The 21,493-nt window shown below is 71.7% G+C and carries 21 protein-coding genes; 6 read left to right on the top strand and 15 right to left on the bottom strand.

Annotation, left to right across the window (positions count from 1 at the left end):
• Positions 1-214: 214 nt before the first annotated feature.
• The 6 genes from pstS to JNB50_RS04280 form a co-directional block, all read right to left on the bottom strand.
• A complete protein-coding gene (gene pstS / locus JNB50_RS04305; RefSeq protein WP_307794593.1) occupies positions 215-1,882 on the bottom strand; it encodes a phosphate ABC transporter substrate-binding protein PstS in 1,668 nt (555 codons plus the stop codon).
• Positions 1,879-3,183, bottom strand: coding sequence for a phosphate ABC transporter permease PstA (gene pstA / locus JNB50_RS04300; RefSeq protein ID WP_208038846.1), 1,305 nt, complete (start codon positions 3,181-3,183; stop codon positions 1,879-1,881). Before pstA ends, pstS begins: the two co-directional genes overlap by 4 nt.
• 7 nt (positions 3,184-3,190) lie before the next feature.
• Positions 3,191-4,237 (bottom strand): phosphate ABC transporter permease subunit PstC, encoded by a 1,047-nt coding sequence (pstC, locus tag JNB50_RS04295; RefSeq protein WP_208038845.1) that lies wholly within the window; start codon positions 4,235-4,237, stop codon positions 3,191-3,193.
• A 184-nt stretch (positions 4,238-4,421) separates the two neighbouring features.
• Entirely contained in the window at positions 4,422-6,185 is a 1,764-nt protein-coding gene (locus JNB50_RS04290) for a serine/threonine-protein kinase (protein WP_208038844.1), read from the bottom strand.
• Positions 6,182-6,937, bottom strand: a complete 756-nt coding sequence (locus JNB50_RS04285) for a lytic transglycosylase domain-containing protein (RefSeq protein ID WP_208039172.1) — start codon at positions 6,935-6,937, stop codon at positions 6,182-6,184. The genes JNB50_RS04290 and JNB50_RS04285 overlap by 4 nt, the downstream gene beginning before the upstream one ends.
• A gap of 16 nt (positions 6,938-6,953) precedes the next feature.
• Positions 6,954-7,520, bottom strand: a complete 567-nt coding sequence (locus JNB50_RS04280) for a hypothetical protein (RefSeq protein ID WP_208038843.1) — start codon at positions 7,518-7,520, stop codon at positions 6,954-6,956.
• Between the two features lie 304 nt (positions 7,521-7,824).
• Between JNB50_RS04280 and JNB50_RS04275 the strand changes: the two genes are divergently transcribed.
• From JNB50_RS04275 to JNB50_RS04265, 3 genes are read left to right on the top strand one after another with little or no spacing between them, the layout of a single operon-like run.
• Positions 7,825-9,000 (top strand): EfeM/EfeO family lipoprotein, encoded by a 1,176-nt coding sequence (locus tag JNB50_RS04275; RefSeq protein WP_208038842.1) that lies wholly within the window; start codon positions 7,825-7,827, stop codon positions 8,998-9,000.
• Positions 8,997-10,229 (top strand): iron uptake transporter deferrochelatase/peroxidase subunit, encoded by a 1,233-nt coding sequence (gene efeB, locus JNB50_RS04270; RefSeq protein WP_208038841.1) that lies wholly within the window; start codon positions 8,997-8,999, stop codon positions 10,227-10,229. The genes JNB50_RS04275 and efeB overlap by 4 nt, the downstream gene beginning before the upstream one ends.
• Before the next feature lie 42 nt (positions 10,230-10,271).
• On the top strand, positions 10,272-11,957 hold the full coding sequence (locus JNB50_RS04265; protein ID WP_208038840.1) for a phospholipase C: 1,686 nt from the start codon (positions 10,272-10,274) through the stop codon (positions 11,955-11,957).
• 83 nt (positions 11,958-12,040) lie between these two features.
• Here the strand turns inward: JNB50_RS04265 and JNB50_RS04260 are convergent, their stop codons facing one another.
• Positions 12,041-12,880, bottom strand: coding sequence for an NAD(P)H-binding protein (locus JNB50_RS04260; protein WP_374222244.1), 840 nt, complete (start codon positions 12,878-12,880; stop codon positions 12,041-12,043).
• Between the two features lie 121 nt (positions 12,881-13,001).
• Here JNB50_RS04260 and JNB50_RS04255 point away from each other — a divergent pair, with 121 nt between their 5' ends.
• Entirely contained in the window at positions 13,002-13,838 is an 837-nt protein-coding gene (locus JNB50_RS04255; RefSeq protein WP_307794592.1) for a MerR family transcriptional regulator, read from the top strand.
• Positions 13,839-13,916: 78 nt separating this feature from the next.
• On the opposite strand, the gene araA is transcribed toward JNB50_RS04255, so the two are convergent.
• The 5 genes from araA to JNB50_RS04230 all read right to left on the bottom strand — a co-directional run bounded on the left by araA (position 13,917) and on the right by JNB50_RS04230 (position 19,575).
• Complete coding sequence (araA, locus tag JNB50_RS04250; RefSeq protein WP_208038839.1) at positions 13,917-15,449, bottom strand: L-arabinose isomerase; 1,533 nt, start codon at positions 15,447-15,449, stop codon at positions 13,917-13,919.
• Entirely contained in the window at positions 15,449-16,153 is a 705-nt protein-coding gene (locus JNB50_RS04245) for an L-ribulose-5-phosphate 4-epimerase (protein WP_208038838.1), read from the bottom strand. Before JNB50_RS04245 ends, araA begins: the two co-directional genes overlap by 1 nt.
• The gene (locus tag JNB50_RS04240) at positions 16,150-17,817 is read right to left on the bottom strand and encodes a xylulokinase (RefSeq protein WP_208038837.1); all 1,668 of its coding nucleotides are present in this window, start codon (positions 17,815-17,817) and stop codon (positions 16,150-16,152) included. The genes JNB50_RS04245 and JNB50_RS04240 overlap by 4 nt, the downstream gene beginning before the upstream one ends.
• Before the next feature lie 83 nt (positions 17,818-17,900).
• Positions 17,901-18,902, bottom strand: coding sequence for a LacI family DNA-binding transcriptional regulator (locus JNB50_RS04235; RefSeq protein WP_208038836.1), 1,002 nt, complete (start codon positions 18,900-18,902; stop codon positions 17,901-17,903).
• A 103-nt stretch (positions 18,903-19,005) separates the two neighbouring features.
• Positions 19,006-19,575 carry an NADPH-dependent F420 reductase gene (locus JNB50_RS04230; protein ID WP_208038835.1) on the bottom strand — a complete coding sequence of 190 codons (570 nt, stop codon included), beginning with the start codon at positions 19,573-19,575 and terminating at the stop codon, positions 19,006-19,008.
• A 113-nt stretch (positions 19,576-19,688) separates the two neighbouring features.
• Between JNB50_RS04230 and JNB50_RS04225 the strand changes: the two genes are divergently transcribed.
• Positions 19,689-20,195, top strand: coding sequence for a MarR family winged helix-turn-helix transcriptional regulator (locus JNB50_RS04225; RefSeq protein ID WP_208038834.1), 507 nt, complete (start codon positions 19,689-19,691; stop codon positions 20,193-20,195).
• Here the strand turns inward: JNB50_RS04225 and JNB50_RS04220 are convergent.
• Positions 20,185-20,589, bottom strand: a complete 405-nt coding sequence (locus JNB50_RS04220; RefSeq protein ID WP_208038833.1) for an NUDIX domain-containing protein — start codon at positions 20,587-20,589, stop codon at positions 20,185-20,187. The two genes, JNB50_RS04225 and JNB50_RS04220, sit on opposite strands and share 11 nt — an antisense overlap.
• A 54-nt stretch (positions 20,590-20,643) precedes the next feature.
• On the opposite strand from JNB50_RS04220, the gene JNB50_RS04215 reads away from it, so the two are divergent.
• The gene (locus JNB50_RS04215) at positions 20,644-21,003 is read left to right on the top strand and encodes a nuclear transport factor 2 family protein (RefSeq protein WP_208038832.1); all 360 of its coding nucleotides are present in this window, start codon (positions 20,644-20,646) and stop codon (positions 21,001-21,003) included.
• A gap of 10 nt (positions 21,004-21,013) precedes the next feature.
• Here JNB50_RS04215 and JNB50_RS24920 read toward each other — a convergent pair whose 3' ends face one another.
• Together JNB50_RS24920 and JNB50_RS24915 are read right to left on the bottom strand one after the other, a co-directional pair.
• Complete coding sequence (locus tag JNB50_RS24920) at positions 21,014-21,253, bottom strand: SRPBCC family protein (protein ID WP_243767952.1); 240 nt, start codon at positions 21,251-21,253, stop codon at positions 21,014-21,016.
• Positions 21,254-21,289: 36 nt separating this feature from the next.
• Positions 21,290-21,463 carry a hypothetical protein gene (locus tag JNB50_RS24915; protein WP_243767951.1) on the bottom strand — a complete coding sequence of 58 codons (174 nt, stop codon included), beginning with the start codon at positions 21,461-21,463 and terminating at the stop codon, positions 21,290-21,292.
• Between the last annotated feature and the right edge of the window lie 30 nt (positions 21,464-21,493).

Genomic DNA, 21,493 nt, shown 5'->3' with positions numbered 1-21,493 from the left:
TTTTCCGCCGTCTCATTGGCGGCCGGGCGTCAAGCTATGGGCGGAGTGTGACGCCGGGATGAACGACTCGGGAACGGGCCCCCGCCAGCACCTTCTCCACCGGATTCGCCCACGCCGAGGGGCACGTTGTTGTCCCCCTCGGGCGCCGAAGGGGACAACGACGTGCCCCTCGGGCCCCGGGGGGTGGGGGGACGCGGGAGGGAGGGGCGGGGCGTCAGTCTCCGGAGCCGTGGGAGCGGCGGAGGCGGCCGAAGAGGAGCGGCGGGAGCACGATCGCGAGCACCAGCAGGGCGCCGGCGATCAGCATGACCGTCTGCTGGCCTCCCCAGCCGTCGTCGGCGAGCGCGAAGGGCGTCGCGCGCGCGGCGTTCGCGATGTTCACCTGGACACCGCCCAGGGAGACGTCGGTCCCCGATCCCGTCCCGGTGCCGGTGTCGGTCGCACCCGCATCCGTGCCGGTGCCGGCGCCGCCGCTGCCGCCACCGCTGCCGCCGCCGGCCTCAGCCGACGTGCCGCCCGAGCCGGAGCCCGTCACCGCCGTGTCGGTGCCCTTGGCGCCGGCGGTGCCGGTGGTGCACTGGTTCGGTCCCTGCTTGTCGCACGCGGCCGGCTGCGGCGCGCTGGCGGCGAGCTGGTTGTTCGACGGGGAATCGCCCGGCTTGAAGGTGGGGTTGCGGCAGCTGTTGACATCCACGTTGGAGGCGTCTGCTCCCGGGATGCGTTTGATCTGCTCGAAGCCGGCGAGCACGAGGTTCATCGGCAGCGGCGAGTAGCCGAGCGTCGCGGCCTGTTGCTGGCCCTCGCACAGCATGTAGTGCGCGAAGGTGCCGAGGGTCTTGCCCTTGGCCTCCGTGAAGATGCCGCCTGCCTGGGTCGGCACGATCATGTACGAGTAGCTCGACAGCGGGTAGGTGCGCGGATCCGCGCTGTTGTAGACGCCGTCGAGGATCTGCGTGAGGTAGTCGGGCGAGGCGGAGTTGTTGTTGATCGCCGCCTTCATCAGGGCGACTGCGACGGAAGAGGCCGTTGGCTCGATGTAGTAGCCCGCCGAGTTCAGCACCTTCGCGACCGGGAAGCCCGACTTGAGCGCGTAGGAGTACTCGACGTAGGTGATCGCCCCCTCTCCGTAGGACTGGCTGACGTACCCGGCGACGCCGAGCGAGCCGCTCTGGAGCTTGAAGTTGCCGTACGACGGGAACTGCGAGGTCAGGCCGCACGGCACCGGCCGGCCGACCTTGCCGCAGAAGGCGTTCCACAGGCTCGAGTACTGCTTCGACATCCACAGCGTGAACTGCGCCGTCGACCCGGAGCCGTCGGAGCGCACGACCGGGACGATCGGCTTGTCCGGCATGGCGAGACCGGGGTTGTCCTTCTGGATCTGCGGGTCGTTCCAGTTGGTGATCACGCCGGTGAAGATCTTGCTGATCGTCTCGCCGCTCAGCCGCAGGTTGGTGACGCGCTTGCCGCCGATCTTGAGGTTGTACATGAACGAGGTGCCACCCGCCACGATCGGCATGTAGGCGAAGCCCGTGGAAGGGACCTCCGGAGCCGAGCCGTCCTCCGGCTTCGACTGGAAGGGGATCTCGCTGACCGCGAAGTCGACGGTGCGCGCGATGAAGTCGCGGCGGCCGGCGGAGGAGCCGGTTCCGGAGTAGTTCACGGTCATGCTGTAGTTCGTGGCCACGTTGCGCCGCCACTGGTCGAGCGCGTTCTGCGACCAGGTGGAGCCGGTGCCGCTGATCGGCGCGTAGCTGACGGCCTGGGCGGTCTCGGCGGCCTGGGGCGCGAGCGGTGCGGCGAGCGCCAGCACGGCGGCGGCAGCGGCGAGCGCCGCGCGGAGGACGCGGGGGCGGGTACGGGAGGTGCTGGTGCTGGTGCTCACGAGTGGTCCTCGGGGGTCGGGGAGACGGTGGGGGTCGGAGTATCGACGGGGGTCGGAGTATCGACGGAGGTCTGGGAAGCGATCCGTTCGGCATCCCGCCTGCTCGCCGCAGCGGCCCGGCGACGGCCGCGATCGGAGAGCTGCCCCGGCGCCTTGCCTCCGATGAGTCGAGCGACGAAGAACAGGGCGAGTACGAGCAGGATGAGCACCGCGGCCGCGCCGAACCCGCGCGCGATCATGTTCGGCTCCGGGCTCTTCACGAAGTCGAAGACCTGCAGCGGCAGCGAGATCATCGGGCCGTTGAACGGGTCGATGTTCATCTCGGCGGTGATTCCGGAGGTCAGCAGCACAGGGGAGGTCTCGCCGATGCCGCGGGCGGTGCCCAGGATGACCGCCGTCACGAGACCCGACCGGGCCGTCGGGAGGACGACGTGCCAGACCGTCCGCCAGCGCGTCGTCCCGAGCGCGTAGGAGGCCTCGCGCAGGTTCTGCGCCACCAGCCGGAGCACCACGTCCGACGCCCGGATGATGATGGGCAGCATCATCACGCTGATCGCGAGCGACGCAGCGAACCCGGAGCGTTGGTGGGTGACGAAGACGATGATCGCGGAGTACACGAACAGGCCCGCAACGATCGACGGGAGGGCGGTCATCGCGTCGGCGATCGTCCGGACGAACCGCGCGAACCGGCCGCCCACCTCGTTGAGGAACACGGCGGTCGCGATGCCGAGCGGGATCGTGATGGCCAGCGCGATGCCGATCTGGATGAGCGTTCCGACGATCGCGTGCAGGATGCCGCCGTCGCTGAGCGGGTCGAGCGGACCGGCGAACTTCATCGTCTGTGTGAAGAAGTTGAGGTGCTGCACCGCCGCCCACCCGCGCACGAGCGCGAAGAGCACGACGAACACGAGCGCCGCGAGCAGCAGCACGCCCGCGCTCACGAACAGCACGGTCATCACCCGGTCGGCCACATCCTGCCGCGTCGAGCGCAGCGCGACGAGCAGTGCGTACAGACCGATGAAGATCAGGTAGGCGACGATGGCCCAGCCCACCTGGCCGGTCAGCGGCGTGAACCAGCCGAAGAGCAGGAGCGCGAGCGCGGCGGCCGAGAGCAGCGCGCCCCACAGGTTGAAGCGGTCCTCTGCTGAGGTGCGGCGCAGGTCGCGCCGGGGGCCGGTCTCGCCGCGGTCCTCCGGCGGCAGGTCCGTGCCGCCGGAGGCCGCGGGGGCCTCGGCGGTGGTCGCCGCCGGCTCGGCGGGTGCCGCGACGATCGTGATGTCTTCGAGTTCGGTGAGTGTCATGGCGGGCCTAGCTGGTCTGCGCCCCGGAGCGCGAGCGCGCCACGATGGACGACGCGGTGAAGTTGACGACGAGGGTCATGAGGAACAGCACGAGTCCCGCGGCCATGAGCGCCGACAGGCCGAACGTGCTCGCCTCTCCATAGCGCGTCGCGATGAGGGCAGACACGGAGTTGGAGCCGGTCTTGAGGACCTGGAGGTTGATGTCGAAGGTCGGCGAGATGATCAGGTAGACCGCGATGGTCTCGCCGAGGGCGCGCCCGAGCCCGAGCATGGTGCCGCCGATGATGCCGCCTCGGCCGAAGGGGAGCACGACGGAGCGGATCATCCCCCAGCGCGTCGAGCCCAACGCGTACGCGCCCTCCCGCTCGCCGGCCGGGGCCTGCGAGAAGGCTTCCCGCATGACAGAGGTCTGCGTCGGCACCACCATCAGCGCAACGACCAGCCCCGCGATGAAGGCGGACGACGTGAACGCGCTGGCCTCGGTGAGCTGCCGCCCTTTGTCGTCGGTGACGGCGAAGATCGGGATCCAGCCGAAGTGCGACGAGATCCACCGTGACACCGGGACGATGTTCTCCTGCAGGAAGAACAGGCCGAAGAGGCCGTAGACGACGCTCGGGACGGCCGCCATCAGATCCACGAGGCTGATCAGCAGGGTCTTCAGCTTCGGCGGCACGATCTCGGAGATGAGCAGGGAGGTGCCGAGCGCGAGCGGGATGGCGACGGCCATCGCGATGAGGGCGATGGTGACCGTGCCGGCGAGAACGGCGGCGATCCCGAACTTGTGCGTCTCGGGCGACCACTCCGTCTCGGTGAGGAACGAGAAGCCGGTCACCTTCAGCGCGTCACCGGCGCGGATCGCGAGGAACAGGCCGACGGCGAGCATGATCCCCACCGTCACCGAACCGGCCGAATAGCTCACCCAGCGGAACACGGAGTCCGATCGGGAGGGCCGGGCGAGCAGCGACCGCTTGCGCGGACGACCGCCCTCGGAGTCGCCGCCGGCTCCGGGCAACGTCGTGCGCGCGGCGGGCACGTCGGGGAGTGTTCTGGTCATTCGGGTTCACCTCGGGTCACGTGGCGCGGCGGCAGAGCCGCACACGCCTGGCGAAAAGCGTGGACACACCGGGTGAACTCCCGGCGACCTGCGTATGAAGGGGCTGCATCCTGCTCGGCCCCGTGCGGGGGACGGCGGCCGTCGCGGGTGGCGAGGCCGGGGGCGGTAGTCACGGCGCCCACTCTCATGGCGACCGTGCCGGGGTCGGCGGTGCCGTCGGCCCGGTGGGCGTCGGCGCGGGGGTGGAGGGCGTCTGGCTGAGCACCACCGTGACGGTCGAGCCGAGCGCGAGCCGGGCGCCGGCCCCCGGCTCGGTGCCGAGCACGGTGCGGTCGGGCACGGTGGCGTCGGCCACCGTGCGCTCGGCGACGGCGAACCCGGCGGCCGAGAGGGTCGCCCCCGCGGCGACGCCGGCACGGCCGGCAACGTCAGGGACGGTCGTGAAACCGGAAGCGACGACGATGACGACGGCCGTGCCGCGCGGTGCCGCCGTGCCGGCCTCCGGGCTCGAGGAGAGGACGGTTCCCGCGGCCACTGACGAGTCCTGTTCGCGGACCGCCCCTGCGCTCAGGCCGGCGGCCGCGAGGCGCGCCTGGGCGTCCGCGCGAGTCGCGCCGGCGAGGGTGGGGACGGTGACCGACACGGGAGGCGCCACGGTGTGCGCGGGCACGGTCGGGTGGGTGGAGGCGACGGGCGTCGCGGTCGGCTTCGTCGCATCCGTCGAGGTCGGGGCCGCCAGCGGTGGCGGCGGCGGCGTCGCGCTGGAGGCGATGAGCCAGATCGTCGCGACGACCGCCGTCGCGACGGCGAGCACGCCGGCCACGAGACGGCCGGGACGGGCGGGCCGGGAGACGGCCGCAGGAGCAGGCACGGGCGCCGTGGCGAGGGCGCTCCGCGTGAGCGCTGCCGGCGCCGTCGGGAGGGCCGGCGCCGTCGGGCGAGCAGCGCCTGCGGAACGCGGGGCGACGTCGGCACGCGCCTCCGCGCCGGAGCGCCGCCGCGGCAGCACCTCCGTCCGCCCGCCGACCGGGAGGACCCGCGTGCGGGCCGACGCGATCCCCGGATCCGCGAGGGCGGCACGCACGGCCCGCGCCATGGCTGCGGCGGACGGGAAACGAGCGGACGGATCCTTCAGCAGCCCGCGCACGACGACGACGTCGGTCGCGCGCGAGAGACGCGAGTCGTGCACCGACGGGACGCTGGGCGGGGCGCTCACGTGGGCGGCCATCGTCTGCTCGACGCTCGCGCGCGCGAACGGGGGCCGAGCGGTGAGCGCGAAGTGCAGCACTCCGGCCACTTGGTAGAGGTCGCCGCGCTCGTCCACCGGCTCGCCGAGCGCCTGCTCGGGCGACAGGTAGTTGACGCTGCCGATGACTCCACCTCCGGTGCGGGAGGAGCGCAGCACGTCGTCACCGATCGCCGGCCGGTCCGGCTCGTCGGCGAGACCGAAGTCGAGGAGCGCGACCTCCCCGTCGGTGCCGATCATCACGTTGCCCGGCGCGATGTCCCGGTGGACGATACCCGCCGCGTGCACGGCGACGAGCACGTCGAGGAGGGCCGCCGCGAATTCCAGGGCCTCGCTCTCGGGGAGCGCGCCGGTGCGCTCGACCCGGTCGGCGAGCGTCTCGCCCGGCGCCAGGGACGCGGCGATCCAGGCGCGCTCCTCCGGCATCGTCGCCGTGTCCTCGCCGGTCGCGACGATCGCGGGGACCCCGGGATGCGCCACCCTCCGCATCGCGTGCGCTTCCGCGTAGAACGATGCGCGCTGCGCCGCAGTCTGGGCGAGCTGCGGATGCAGCACCTTGACGGCGACCCGGCCGCCGTCCGGTCGCCCGGGATCGGCCTCCCGGTCGCGGGCACGGAACACCGTCGCCGTCGCACCGGAGCCGAGCAGGGCCTCCAGCTCGAACCGGCCGGCCAGTGCGCGCGCGTCGTCTGGCGCGCTCACCGCGCCCCAGCCGCGATCGCATTGGCAGCGGACGCGACGGCGTCCACGTACGAGTCCACGTGGTTGTAGCCGTAGATCGCGGCACGCCAGCGGTCGGCGCGCGACAGGTCGCCGTACGAGCACAGCATCCGACCGGCAGCGAGGGCCGCGTCGTCGAGCTGCTGGGGGTCGGCCACTCCGTCCCCGTTGCCGTCGGCGCCCCAGGTGCGCCAGGTGGAGGGGAGGAACTGGAACGGCCCGACGGCGCGGTCGCCCGAGGGGTCGCCGTCGAGCGCACCGCCGTCCGTGTCCGCCACGGCGTCGTAGGCGGTCCCGTCGAGATCGGGGCCGTAGATCGGGGGCGAGACCCGGCCGTCCGGGCCGACAGTCGAACCGCCGGATGTGCCGTGGTGGGACTCCACGGCCGCGAGTCCGGCGAGGGTGCTCCACCCGAGCCGGCAGCCGGGCTGTTCCGACGCGAGGGCGATGGCCGCCCCGGAGTAGGCCAGGATCGCCCTGGTCGCCACCCCGGTTCGGCGGGACACCTCCGCCGCCCAGTGCTGGTCGACACGATCGGCGATGGCCGGTGGAGCGGGCGGCGCTGTCCCCTGGTTTGCGGCCGGGTCCGCTGCAGCTGCTTCCGCACTCGAACCCGGGTCGAACGCCGTCGGCGCGACGCTCCACCCCTCGGGCGGCGGCGCGGCGCTCAAGGCCGTCACCGCGGCGACGGCGATCAGCGCGGCGGCGCCGACGGCGACCCCGACCGACCGCATCACGAGACCGACCGCATCACCACACGACGTCGTCCGACGCCACTCCGGCGCGACGCGGCGGTTCGAGACGGCGCGGGCTGTCCTCGACGACGGCGACGGCCAAGGCGTCGAGCGCGGCGAGCGCCGCGGTCGCGCCGGAGGCGGCGGCACCGTACCAGCGTCCGCAGGTGATCACCGGAAGGCCCTTGCGGGTCACGTACCAGCCGCTCATCCCGGCCCGCTCGCCGTTGACAGCGACGATGCCCAGCTCATCGACGGACGCGCGGAGCGCCGTGACATGCGCCCGCGCGCTCGCGAACGACGTATAGGCGCGAGCGCTGCGGCCGAGCTCGCGATTGTTGGGGGCGAGCACCCGCCACACTCCGCACGGCGCGGTGGCGGGAACGGCACGCACCACCGGCTGCGCGCGACGCACCTGCTCGAGCGGGCGCGACGGCGCGCCGGGCGCGACCGTCACGGCGGCGACGGAGGCCGTGCGACGGGCGCCGGCCTCCACGGCCTGGAGGAACCGCGCCCACGCCAAGAACATGGGGTCGGAACTGGAACGGAACATCGAGAACACGATGCGCGGCGTCGCGGACATGGGCAGCCTTCGGGAGGGGACGGTCGTGGCGCTCTGGTGTGCGTCTCGGGGCGACCGTCGAGAACAAGGTGGAAGGCACGGATGACGCAGGAGCGTCCGGAAGATGAAGGAGAGGTGTACACGGGACCCCCAATCTGTGGGCATTCTCAGTCGTCCGCCGCGCGTTTCGCAGGGCTCTCCAAGCGGTCCACCCCCGTTCGGGGCTGTTGCCGTGACCGTCTGATGAACAGCGGGTGAAGCCCCGTTCAGGAACGCACAGGCCGCTCCTAGGCTCGCTCCTGTCCACGACCAGGAGGCACCGCCGATGTCAACGCGCGCCCGACTCACGGCGCTCTTCGGCGTACTGGCCGCGGTGGTCGCCGTCGTGATCGTGCTCGCCGTGGCCACCCGGCCGGCCGCGGTCAGCGCGGCGCCATCGTCCGAGATCGCGGTCACGGCCGGCCTCGACGACTGCGGCGACGGGTGGGGCGCTGGAGGGAAGGCGGCAGGAGGCACGGCCGCCTTCGACGTCGGCAACACCACCGTCGGCGGCATCGAGGTGTACCTGCAGGCCGTCGACACGCAGAAGGTCTACCTCGACCTGGAGAGCATCGGCGCCGGCGCGCACGCCCACGCGCGTGTCACGCTCGGCTCCGGACGCTACCGATTCATCTGCCTGCCCGCCGACGCCGATCCGGTGCGCGGGCCGACCGTCGCGGTGGGCCCTGCGCCGAAGGGCTCTGCACTCACTCCCGGCATCGTGCCGGTGACGCGGGCCGATCTCATTCCCGCAGCCCAGGCCTATGGCGCCTGGGTCGCGTCGCGCCTGCCCGCCCTGCGCCAGCAGGCCGCCGCCGTCGCGGCCGACGCCGAGGAGGGCGACTTAGCGGCCGCACGCCGCGACTGGCTCACCGCCCACACCAGCTATGAGACGCTCGGCGCCGCCTACGGCGCGTTCGGCGACATCGGCGACGCGATCGACGGTCTCCCCGGCCACGGCCTGACGGGCTTCCACGCCGTGGAGGCCCCGCTCTACACCGGCGCGCCGGCCTCCGCCGTCGTCGGCCCGGCGCAGACGCTCGTCGCCGACATCGACGCGCTGATCGCGGCCTTCCCCTCCGCCCAGATCAACCCCGGCGACATGGGGCTCCGCGCGCACGAGATCGTGGAGGACGCCCTCCGCGACGTGCTCGCCGGTGCGGCCGACGCGGGATCGGGCACCGAGCTCGCCACGATCGACGCGAACCTCTCCGGTGCCGGCCAGGCGCTGGCCCCGCTGCACGCCATCCTCGCCTCCCGCTACCCCGACCTCTCAGCCACCCAGCAGTCGATCACGACCACCCAGACGCTCGTCGAGAGCTTCCGCGGAGCGGACGGCACGTGGACGCGCCTCTCCGCCCTGACGACCACCCAGCGCGAGCGGGTGGACGCCGCGCTGAGCGAGACCGCCGAGCTGCTCGCTCCCGTAGCGGCCATCTGCGACCCGAGGAGGGAGCCGTGACGGGCATCGGACGACGGGACTTCCTGCACGCCGGCGCGGGAGTGGCGGCCGGCGTTGCCGCTGCGGGCGGCCTGGGCGCAGGTCTGGCGAGCGCACACGGCGCTGCAGCAGCGGTCGCTCCCCACGCCACCACGCTCCCGTTCCACGGCGAACACCAGCAGGGAATCCTCACCCCCGCGCAGCGGTCGGCCGCGTTCGTCGCCCTCGACGTCACCGCGACCTCCCGCGCCGAGCTCGCCGACCTGCTGCGCACGATCACCGAGCGTGCGCGCTTCCTGACCACGGGAGGCACACCCCCCGACCCCGGACTGACCGCTCCCCCGCGCGACTCCGGCGTCCTCGGCCCCACGGTGGTCCCCGACGGTCTCACCGTCACGCTCTCCGTCGGCGCCTCCCTCTTCGACGACCGGTACGGCCTGGCCTCCGCCAAGCCGGCGAAGCTGCGGACGATGGACGAGTTCCCCGACGACACACTGCGCCGAGACGTCTGCGACGGCGATCTCCTGCTGCAAGTCTGCGCCGACGACCGCGACGCCGTCACCCACGCCGTCCGCGAGATCGCCCGGGCCACCCGCGGCGGGATGGGCGTGCGCTGGCGGCAGGACGGCTTCGTCTCTCCACCGCGACCCAGCGGCACCCCGCGCAACCTGATGGGATTCAAAGACGGCACCAGCAATCCCGACACGGGCGACACCGCCCTCATGAAGCAGCTCGTGTGGGCGGCCGGCGGATCGGGCGAGCCCGCCTGGGTGACCGGCGGCAGCTACCACGTCGTCCGCGTCATCCGGATGCTCGTGGAGTTCTGGGACCGGGTCAACCTGCACGAGCAGGAGAACATGATCGGACGCCGCCGCGACACCGGAGCGCCGCTCACGGCCTCGGCCGAGCACGACGACCCGCATTTCGAGAACGACCCCACCGGCGACGTCATCCAGCTCGACGCGCACATCCGGCTCGCCAACCCGCGTACGAAGGCCTCGGCCGACCAGCGGATGCTGCGCCGCGCCTACAACTACGACGGCGGCGTCGACGCCAACGGGACCCTCGACATGGGCCTCGTCTTCGTCGCCTTCAACCAGGACCTCGACCGTCAGTTCGTCGCCGTGCAGAAACGTCTGGCCGGCGAGCCGCTGACCGACTACATCCAGCCGTTCGGCGGCGGCTACTACTTCGCGCTCCCCGGAGCGCGCGACTCCTCCGACTGGCTCGGGCGCAGCATGCTCGCGTGAGCCGGAGGTCCCGTAACACCCACTCGAACAGAAGGAAGCAGGATGTCCAGACTCACTGGTCTGCGCCGCCACCCGGTCGCCTCGGCCGGCCTTGCGCTGCTCGGCGCCGCAACCCTCACGGCGGCCGGTGTGCTCGCCGTCGCTCCCGCGTCGGCGTTCCCCGGTCACGGAGAGCCCGACCACTCGCACCAGACCCAGACCCCGATCAAGCACCTCGTCGTGATCTTCGACGAGAACATCTCCTTCGACCACTACTTCGGCACCTACCCGAACGCGACGAACACAGACGGCACAGCGTTCCATGCCGCCCCGAACACCCCGAAGACGAACACCCTCGTCACCAGCGGGACGCTCACCAACAACCCCAACCTCTACAAGCCGACCAGACTGACTCCGGCGCAGGCGCTCACCTGCGACCAGAACCACAGCTACGCGGCTGAGCAGGCGGCCGTCGACGGCGGCAAGATGGACCTGTTCGTCCAGAAGACCGAGACCGACACCTGCACCGGCAACTTCGGCCAGCCGGGTCTCGTCATGGACTACTACGACGGCAACACCGTCACCGGGCTCTGGAACTACGCGCAGAACTACTCGATGAGCGACAACATGTGGGACACCGGGTTCGGCCCGTCCACCCCCGGCGCGCTCAACCTCATCTCGGGCCAGACCCACGGCGGCACCGCCTACAACCCGACGACGGGTGCCGTGCTCCCGACCTCGACCGCCGTGCAGTCGCCGAACGCCGCGGGCGTCGGCACCGTGATCGGCGACCCCGACCCGGTGTACGACGACTGCTCGGACGCCGACCACACGTCGACCTCCGCGCTGGTCGGCATGGCCGGTAAGAACGTCGGCGATCTGCTCAACGCGCGCGGCGTCACCTGGGGTTGGTTCCAGGGCGGCTTCACGCCGACCACCGCCTGGAACGGCACGGCCGGAACCTACGCCAAGTGCGACGCGACCACCGCGAACGTGGGAGGCGCGACGCCGAAGGACTACTCGCCGCACCACAACCCGTTCTCGTACTACAAGTCCACGTCGAACCCGCACCACCTGCCGCCGACGTCGACGAAGGCCATCGGCCACACCGACCAGGCCAACCACCAGTACGACCTGACCTCGTTCGACAAGGCGCTGGCGGCGAACAACCTGCCCGCCGTCTCGTTCCTCAAGGCCCCGGAGGCCCAGGACGGCCACGCTGGCTACTCCGACCCGCTGGACGAGCAGAAGTTCATCGTCAACGAGATCAACGCCCTCCAGAAGTCGAAGGACTGGAAGAGCACCGCCGTCGTCATCACGTATGACGACTCGGACGGCTGGTACGACCACGTCGCGCCGACCGTGACCAACGGCTCGCACGACGCGGCCGTCGACTCGACGGTCTGCACCGCGCAGACGACGATCGCCGGCGGCTACGCCGACCGCTGCGGCCCGAGCCAGCGCCTCCCGTTCCTCGTGGTCTCGCCGTGGGCCGCCCAGAACACGGTGGACCACACCGCGATCGAGCAGACCAGCCCGCTGAAGTTCATCGAGGACAACTGGCGCACAGGCCGCATCGGCGACTCGTCGTTCGACGCGCGCGCCGGCTCGCTGAACGGCCTGTTCGACTGGCGCCACCCGCAGCAGCGCGAGGTGCTGCTGAGCCCGACCACCGGAGCCGTGACGCAGATCATCCCGACCCACGGTCACTGGGGCTACGACGACCAGGGCAACGACAACCAGCAGTAACCCAACCCCACGAAGGGCACGTTGTTGTCGCTTCTCCCCGCGGAAAGTGACAACGACGTGCCCTTCGTCGCTGGTCTCAGGTATCAGCGTTCGCCGGCGAGGTACTCGTCGAGGGAGAGCGGGCGCCGACCGGTGACGCGTTCGACGTCGCCGCTGACCCCCGCGAACTCGCCGGCGGCGATCGCCGTGTAGGTGGACACCCAGGCGTCGTACTGCCACTGCGGAGCGTCCCACTTCGCGCGCGACCGGTACGCCTCCTCCACCGTCTCGTCGTGGAACGACACCGCACGGCCCAGGTGGGCGGTCAGCTTCTCGGCGACCTCCGACATCGTCAGCTCCTCCGGCCCGGTGAGGTCGTACGCGACGTTGCGATGCTGCTCGGGATGCTGCACGGCGATCGCTGCCACCCGCGCGACGTCGGCTCTGGCGACCATCGCGGCGCGACCGGCGTCGGCCGGCCCGCGGATCACGCCGTCTTCGCCGACCATGTACTCGACGAAGTCGAGGTAGAGGTTGTCGCGCAGGAACGTGTACGACATCCCGCTGCCCGCGATCCGCTCCTCGGTCGCGAAGTGATCCCGTGCCAGCGTGAACGTCGCGTCGGGAGCCGCGCCGAAGAAGGATGTGTAGACGATGTGCTTCACACCGGCGGCTGCGGCGGCATCCACGAACGTGATGTGCTCGCGCAGGCGCTCGGCGTTCTCGGCCGCCGACACCATGAGCAGGGTGTCGACGCCCTCCAGCGCCGCGCGCGCCGACTCCGCGTCGCCGTAGCTGCAGGCGACGACCTCCGTGTTCGGATACCGTGGCGCCCGCTCCGGCGAGCGCGCCAGCATCCGGAACGGAACGCCCGCGTACGACAGCGCGTCCGCCACGCGCCGCCCGACCACCCCCGTGACCCCCGTCACCGCGACAATCCCCATCACGCCCTCCATCATCCGTCGTCGATTACGCCCATGATCGGTCAGAAACCGCAGCCGAGTCCACTGAGAATCGACGCAGCCTGCGGTGGGACTTGACCCTCACACCGTGTCAGGCTGGAGCGTGGCCACTGTCATGTACACCATCGGAGAGTTCGCCGCGATCGGGCGGATCAGCGTCAGGATGCTGCGGCACTACGACGCGATCGGCCTGCTGCCGCCGGCGCGCGTCGACGACTACAGCGGGTACCGCTACTACGCAGACGCGCAGCTGACCCACCTGCTGCTGATCGTCGAGCTGCGCCAGCTCGGGATCGGGCTCGACGCCATCGCCGCCGTGCTCGCCTCGGCCGACCTGCGGCCCGCCCTGACGGCGGCACTGCGGCAGCGCCGGGTCGAGCTGGAGGCGGGGATCGCCGACGACCGCGACCGGCTCGACCGCCTCGAGCGGCGTCTCCGCATCCTGGAAGGAACAGAGATCATGTCCACACCCGTCGAATACCGCCCACTGGAGGCGCTCACCGTCTACGCCGTCAGCGGCACGGCGCCCGGCATGGGCAACGAGTTCATCGGGCCGATGGTCGGCCCCCTGATCGGCTCGCTCGACCAGGCCCTGGCGACCGCTGGGCGACCGATCCTCGAGCCGTCCGTCTTCTGGTACGAGGCGCGCGACGACGAGCGGCTGGAGGTGCACATCTCGTACCCCGCGGACTCGCCTGCACAGCCCGGCGACGGCTACGACATCGTCGAGCTGCCGGAGGTCCCGCTCGCCGCGACCCTGCTGCACCACGGCGACATGACCGGCATCGGCGACTCCTGGATGGCGCTCACCGAACGCCTGGTCGCCGACGGCTACCGCATCGTCGGCCCGACCAGAGAGGTCTACGTTCAGGCCACCGGCCACATCCCGGCGCCCGACTGGATCACCGAGCTGCAGGCTCCGGTCGAGCGCGTCTCCTGACCGTACCGCCCGGAGACACGACGCTTGGGACCCGGCCGCCGACGCCGATGACATGCCGGCGGCCGGGAGTCGTGGCGGCTAGATGCCGCGGGCGAGTCGCTGGTACGCGGCGTTCCAGTCGAGCTCGCGCGAGAACGCACGCAGCGTCGTGCGCTCGTCGATGACGAGCAGCTCGGTGCGGCCCATCCTGGCGTAGTCCTCGAACGCCTGGATGCCGACGGCGGTGCTCATCACTGTGTGGTGGGCGGCGCCGGCCTCCAGCCACGCGGTCGCCGACGTTGTGAAGTCGGGGGCCGGCTTCCACACGGCACGACCGACGGGGAGCTTCGGCAGCGGTGCGGTCGGCTCGACCACCTCCACGACGTTGGCGACCAGTCGGAACCGGTCGCGCAGGTCCGAGAGCGCCACCACGACCGCGGGGCCGGGGTCCGCCGTGAAGACCAGGCGCACCGGGTCGTCCTTGCCGCCGATGCCGAGCGGGTGCACCTCGAGGCTCGGCTTCGCCGACGTGAGCGAGGGCGCGACCTCGAGCATGTGCGCTCCGAGGATGCGCTCGTCGCCCGGCGTGAGGTCGTAGGTGTAGTCCTCCATCAGCGAGGCGCCGCCCGGGAGGCCTGCTCCCATGACGTTCGCCGCGCGCACCAGGATCGCGGTCTTCCAGTCGCCCTCCGCACCGAAGCCGTAGCCCTCGGCCATCAGGCGCTGCACGGCGAGGCCGGGCAGCTGCTTCAGGGCGCCGAGGTCTTCGAAGCTGGTCGTGAAGGCGCCGAAGCCGCCCTCCTCCAGGAACGAGCGCAGCCCCAGCTCGATGGCGGCGCCGTCGCGCAGCGACTGGTGACGGTCGCCCCCGCGTCGCAGCTCGGGAACGACGTCGTAGAGCTCTTCGTATTCGGCGACGAGCGCGTCCACGTCCGACGCCGCGGCGGCGGCGACGGCGTCGGCCAGCTCGGTGACGCCCCAGGTGTTCACCTGCACGCCGAACCGCAGCTCCGCCTCGGTCTTGTCGCCCTCCGTGACGGCGACGAACCGCATGTTGTCGCCGAAGCGCGCAAGCTTGAGCGAGCGCGTCGCCGCCCAGCCCGCGGCGGCGCGCGTCCAGGTGCCGATGCGCTCGGTGACGGCCGGGCTGCTGACGTGCCCGACGACGGTCGTGCGCGGCACCCCGAGGCGCGTCTGGATGTAGCCGAACTCGCGGTCGCCGTGCGCGGCCTGGTTGAGGTTCATGAAGTCGAAGTCGATCTCGCCCCACGGCAGCTCGACGTTCGCCTGCGTGTGGAAGTGCAGCAGCGGCTTCTGCAGGGCGTCGAGGCCGGCGATCCACATCTTGGCGGGGCTGAACGTGTGCATCCACGCGACCAGACCGATGACGGCGTCGTCGGCGTTGGCCTCCAGCGCCGTGCGTCGGATCGCGTCGGAGTCGGTGAGGACGGGCTTCCAGACCACACGCACCGGCACGTCGGCCGATGCGGCGAGCCGGTCGGCGATCGCGCGCGACTGCTCGGCGACCTGGGCGAGCGTCTCCGGGCCGTAGAGGTGCTGGCTTCCGGTGAGGAACCAGACCTCGTAGCCGTCGAGCCCGTTCGAGTTCGGGGAGGCGGTGAGCTTCGGCATCAGGCGAGGGATCCTTCCGGGTTCTGTCCGTAGACGTTCTGGTAGCGGTCGAAGAGGCGGTCGACGGCCTCCGGCGGAATCGGGACCAGCGGGCCGCCCTGCCGGGCGACGTGCACGGTGCGAGCCACGTCCTCCGCCATCACCGCGGCCTTGACCGCGTCGCGGGCGTCGCGACCGATGGTGAAGACCCCGTGGTTCTGCATCAGCACCGCGCGGCTGCGGTGGCCGTTCAGCGTCTGGACGATGCCGCGGCCGATGGAGTCGTCACCGATGATCGCGAACGGGCCGACCGGGATCTCGCCGCCGAACTCGTCGGCCATCGCGGTGATGACGCACGGGATGGGCTCGGCACGGGCCGCCCACGCCGTCGCATAGGTGGAGTGGGTGTGCACGACGCCGCCGACCTCCGGGAGGCTGCGGTAGACGTAGGCGTGCGCGGCGGTGTCGCTGGAGGGCGAGCGCTCGGAACCGAGCGAGCCGGGGACGACGTCGCCGTCGAGTGTGCAGAGGATCATGTTCTCCGGTGCGAGGTCGTCGTAGTCGACGCCGCTCGGCTTGATGACGAACAGGTCCTCGCCGGGAACACGTCCGGACACATTGCCGCCGGTCCAGACGACGAGGCCGTAGCGCACGAGCTCGGCGTGCAGCGCGGCCACCTGCTCGCGGACGCGGCGGACCGCGGGGGTCTCGAGGTCGGTGGTCATCGGGCGGCTCCGTTCAGGGCGATCGAGGCGACGGCGGCGCGCTCGGCGTCCAGACCGTCGCGGTAGCGGTCGAGGTGGGCGGCGAAGCCGGCGACGTCGTCGGGATGCGGCTCGGAGGTCTCGAAGACGAAGCCGCCGAAGACGTCGCGGTGGAGGTAGGCGCCCAGGCCGTCGCCTGCGCCGTCACCGCGGTCGTCGGCCACGTGGTCCAGGTACGCCGCGAGCACCGCGATGCCCCAGGCTCCGCCCTCCGACGCGGTCTGCGCGACCGAGACCGGGGCATCCAGCGCTCCGGCCAGGAAGCGCTGGGCGACCCCCGCGGTGCGGAACAGGCCGCCGTGCGCGAACATCCGGTCGAGCGCCACGCCCTCCCCGGCGAGCACGCGCATCCCGAGCGCCAGCGTGCCGAACACGCCGTAGAGCTGGGCACGGACGAAGTTGCCGAGGGTCAGGCGACTGTCCGGGGTGCGGACGACCAGCGGGCGCCCCTCGTCGAGACCCGTGATCGGCTCCCCGGCGAGGTAGTTGTAGGCGAGAAGCCCTCCCGCGTCGGCCTCCCCGGCGAGCGCCTCACGGAGCAGCGTGTCGAAGATCGCATCGGGAGCGATCGGCGATCCCGCGGCCTCGGCGAACCTCCCGAACAGCGACACCCAGGCCGAGAGCTCGCTCGCGCCGTTGTTGCAGTGCACCATCGCGACCGGGTCGCCGGCCGGCGTGGTGACCAGGTCGAGCTCGTGATGCACGTGTTCCAGCGGTCGCTCCAGCACGACCATGGCGAAGATGCTAGTGCCCGCGCTGACGTTGCCGGTGCGCGGCGCGACCGAGTTCGTCGCGACCATGCCCGTGCCCGCGTCGCCCTCCGGAGGGCAGAGCGGCACGCCGGGTCGGAGCGCCCCCGTCGGGTCGAGCAGCGCGGCTCCCTCTGCGGTGAGCTCGCCCGCCGGGCGACCGGCGACGAGCACCTCCGGGAGGAGGTGGGCGAGCGGAGGGATCGCGGTGCGGGAGGCCGCGAGGGCGTCGTAGCGGGCGACGAGGTCGGCGTCGTAGGTGGCGGTCGCCTGGTCGATCGGGAACATCCCCGACGCATCGCCCACCCCGAGCACGTGGCGGCCGGTGAGCCTCCGGTGAACGTATCCGGCGAGCGTGGTGATCGAGTCGAGCCGGGAGAGGTGCGCCTCGCCGTCGAGGACCGCCTGGTGGAGGTGAGCGATCGACCAGCGCAGCGGGATGTTGACGCCGAACAGCTCCGTCAGCTCGGCGCTCGCTGCGCCGGTCGTCGTGTTGCGCCAGGTGCGGAACGGCACGAGCGGTTCGCCGTCGGCGTCGAGCGCGAGGTAGCCGTGCATCATCGCGGAGACGCCGATCGCAGCGAAGCTCTGCGGACGGGTGCCGTGCCGGCCCTCGGCGTCGGCGAGGAGGTCGGCGTAGGCGGCTTGCACACCGGACCAGACCGCGTCGAGGGAGTAGGTCCAGCTCCGGTCGACGAACTCGTTCTCCCAGTGGTGGGAGCCGACGGCGAGCAGCGTCGCAGGATCGTCGACGTCGACCAGGCAGGCCTTGATGCGGGTGGAGCCCAGCTCGATGCCGAGCGCCGTGCGGCCGGAGCGGAGGGCGGCGCCGGCGTCTGCGGCGCTGGTCGCGGTGGCCGCGGGGTCTGCTGCCATGGTTCTTCCACTTCGTTGTGACCGGTCACATTCTTGCGTAGAGCATACATGCAAGCCCGCCCATCGGGCACCCCGCGCGGTCGCTAGGCGGAGTCGCGGACGACGAGCACCGGCGCGACGGGCGCGCGGAACACGAGCTCGCGACCTTCGATCAGCGCGACGAGCCGAGCGATGCAACGGCGGCCGAGTTCCGGGAAGTCCTGCCGCACGGTCGTCAGCGGCGGCGAGAAGAAGGCGGCCTCCGGGATGTCGTCGAAGCCGACGAGCGCCAGGTCGTCCGGCACGCGCAGCCCGAGCAGCCGGGTCGCGTGCAGCACGCCGAGCGCCATCTGATCGTTCGACGAGAAGATCGCGCTGGGCGCCTCCTCGCCCGAGAGCAGCTCGGCACCGATGGCGGCGCCGGACGCAGCCGTCCAGTCGCCCTCGCGCGAGACGACCGGCTCCAGCCCGGCGGCGGAGAGCTCGGCGACGAAACCGTCGCGGCGAGCGCGCGCCTCCGACCAGTCCGCAGGGCCGCTCAGGTGGGCGATGCGCGTGTGCCCGCGCTCGATCAGGTGCCGGGTGGCCAAGCGGGCGCCCTCGAACTGGTCCACGAAGACGCCCTCGTCGCCGGCGACACCCGCGCCGTGCAGGGTCACAGAGGGAACGGACAGCGAGAGCGCGGCCATGGCCTCCTGAACGGCGCGCTGCGGGGCGATGACGACTACGCCCTCCACGGACTGCGCACTGAGGTGATCGATGGCGGCGACCAGCTCTGCGCGGTCGAGGGACGCCGCGTGGGCGACGGTCACGAAATAGCCGGCCTCCCGCCCCGCCTGTTCGACCGCATCGATGCTGGAGGCCGGACCGAAGAGCGACGACGCCGAGGCCGCGAGCACGCCGATGGTGCGCGAGCGGGCGGTGGTGAGCATGCGGGCGGCGCGGTTCGGCCGGAAGCTGAGGTCGGACATCGCCCGCAGCACGCGCTCGCGGGTCTCCGGGCGGATGCTGGGATGGTCGTTGAGCACACGCGAGACCGTCTGACGCGACACACCGGCCGCCGCCGCGACCTCCCGCACGCCCGGCGCGCGCCCGCTGTCACTCACATCCACACCCTAACGGCCGCCGGAGGCGTATCGAGGGGCACGTCGTTGTCGCTTCGCGGTGCGAAAAGCGACAACGACGTGCACCTCGGGTTGTGGAGGGAGGTTACGCGACGACCGCGAAGCCCGCGGTCCAGGAGATGCGCTCCGCCGCGGCGAGCGAGATCTGCAGGAAGCCGAGGGCCTCGAGCTCGCGGGCGCGGCGGAGGGAGCCAGCATCCACGGCGTTCAGGCCGCCCGCCCGCACCAGGCCGGCGAGCTCGGCCTTTGCCGCGTCGTCGTCACCGGCGATGAGCACCGTGGTGGTCTCCGCTCCGACCTTTCCGGAGGCGAGCGTCGCCGCGAAGGTCGTGTTGAAGGCCTTGAGCACGGTCGACTCCGGCAGTGCGGCCGCGATCACGGCGGCGGCCGACGAGTCGGAGGGAACGGCCAGGCCGTCGAAGGTCGCGAAGTCCACCGGGTTGGTGATGTCGACGACGGTCTTGCCCGCGAGCTGGGCGCCGTAAGTCGCGAGCACGGCGTCCACCTCGGGGTACGGCACCGCGACCACGACGACGGAGCCGTCCACCGTGCCGCCCTCGCGACCGAGGTACTGGACAGTGCTGCCGCCCGCGGCGACGACTCCGCCGATCGCCTTCGCCATGTTGCCGTTTCCGATGATGCTGACCGTGGTCATGAGCGTGTTCTCCTTCTCGGGATGCTGGGGTCCGCGCCAGCTTTTGTTGACGCTTCAACTAAACGATACCCCCGATTGGTTGAAGCGTCAAGTAATCGGCTAGAATGATCTCCATGAGCACGAACGACGACCTCGCCGGCCGCGAACGCGACGCCTGGCTCGGTCTCGTCGCGCTCACCCAGCTTCTGCCGCCCGTGCTCGACGGACAGCTCGCACGCGACGCCGCGTCGACCCACTACGAGTACTTCGTGCTCTCACGGCTCGCCGAGGAGCCGAATCACCGCATGCGGCTCAGTGCGCTGGCGACAGCGACGAACGCCTCCGTCTCGCGGTTGAGCCACGTGATCACACGGCTGGAAGCCCGCGACCTCGTGCGCCGGATGCCCTGCGAGGAGGACGGCCGCGCCACCAACGCCGTGCTCACCGAGGCGGGCGCCGCCGTCGTCGCGGAGGCGGCACCCGGACACCTCGAGACCGTCCGCGAGCGCATCCTCGGAGCACTGCGCCCGGAGCAGGTCGAGCAGCTCGCCGACATCTCGGCCGCCCTCGTCGGCGCGATCGATCCGACGCGTCGGCCGTCCGACGCCTGCGCGAGCATCGTCGAGGCCGTCAGTCGATGAGGTCGAGCGCCGCCAGGCGTTCCAGGACCGCGCGGCCGGCGGGCGGGCAACGGTCGGCATCCGCCGTCGTGACCCAGTGGATGGCGCCCACCTCGGCGGAGGGCTCCGGCTCCGCGGCGGTCTGCGCCCGGAAGACGGTCATGTGCACCATCCTGCCGTCGGGCTCCCCGTGCGCCTGCGTCCGCACCTCGAACAACTCGACCAGCTCGGCGGGGTCGAGGGCCAGCGAGACCTCCTCGCGGGCCTCCCTCGCCGCGGCCTGCGCGGCCGTCTCGCCCGCGTCGATCTTGCCGCCCGGCATGTAGTGCACGTCCCGTCCCCGCGCGGTCACCATCAGCACCCGTCGGTCGCGCACCAGCGCGACGGCCGACACCAGCAGGGGAGGCAGGATCATGCCTCCACGCTACCGACCGCGCGCGACGGCAACGCACGATGCCATGCTGTGGGGATGATCAGCGCAGACTTCGCACGCCGCTTCGTCGACCGGTGGGTCGCGGACTGGAACGCGCACGACCTGGAGGCCCTGCTCGCCCACTACACCGACGACGTCGTGTTCTCGTCACCGCTCGCGGAACGCTTCCTGCCCGGCAGCGAGGGCGTCGCGCACGGCAAGGACGCGCTGCGCGTGTACTGGACGGCGGGGCTGGCCGCCCTCCCCGACCTCCGGTTCGAGGTGCTCGAGCACTACGTGGGAGCGAGCACGATCGTCATCCGCTACCGCAACCAGGCCGGAGGAGTCGTCTGCGAAGTGCTCGAGTTCGACGGCGAGCTGGTGAGCCGGGGGCACGGGACGTACCTGGCGAACTGAGCGCCGGGCGCTACCGGTCCTCCGCGACCTGCCTCAGCTGTCGCAGCCCCTTCTCGAAGTCGCCGCCGACCAGCCGGTCGAGGTTGAAGAAGCGGCTGAAGAACGTCTTGGGGCTCTCCATCCTCCAGTTGACGCGGGTGCCTCCGCCCTCCTCCGCGAGCGAGAAGCGGATGAGGCTGTGCGAGCGGAACGGCCGCGTGAAGACCAGGTCGATGCTCACCCCGTCGCTCTGGACCTCCTCGATGCGCATGCTCCCGGCGCCGGCCTTGCGGTTGCCGTTCCAGCTTTAGGTGGAGCCGACCGCGCCGGGGTCGCCGGTGTACTCCCGGCTCATCGCCGGGTCGGTGCCCTCCCACGGCGACCACTCGATCCAGTTCGGCAGCTCCGCGATGAGCGGCAGCAGGGTCTCGCGGGGTGCGTGGATGGTGTCGGTGCGCTCGACGACGACGGTTGCGGCCATGCGCACACCTTAGCGGCATGGCATGATCGG

This window comes from Leifsonia sp. TF02-11 (genome assembly GCF_017565305.1).
GTDB lineage: Bacteria > Actinomycetota > Actinomycetes > Actinomycetales > Microbacteriaceae > Leifsonia.
This window is presented reverse-complemented; position numbering and strand designations above follow the sequence as displayed.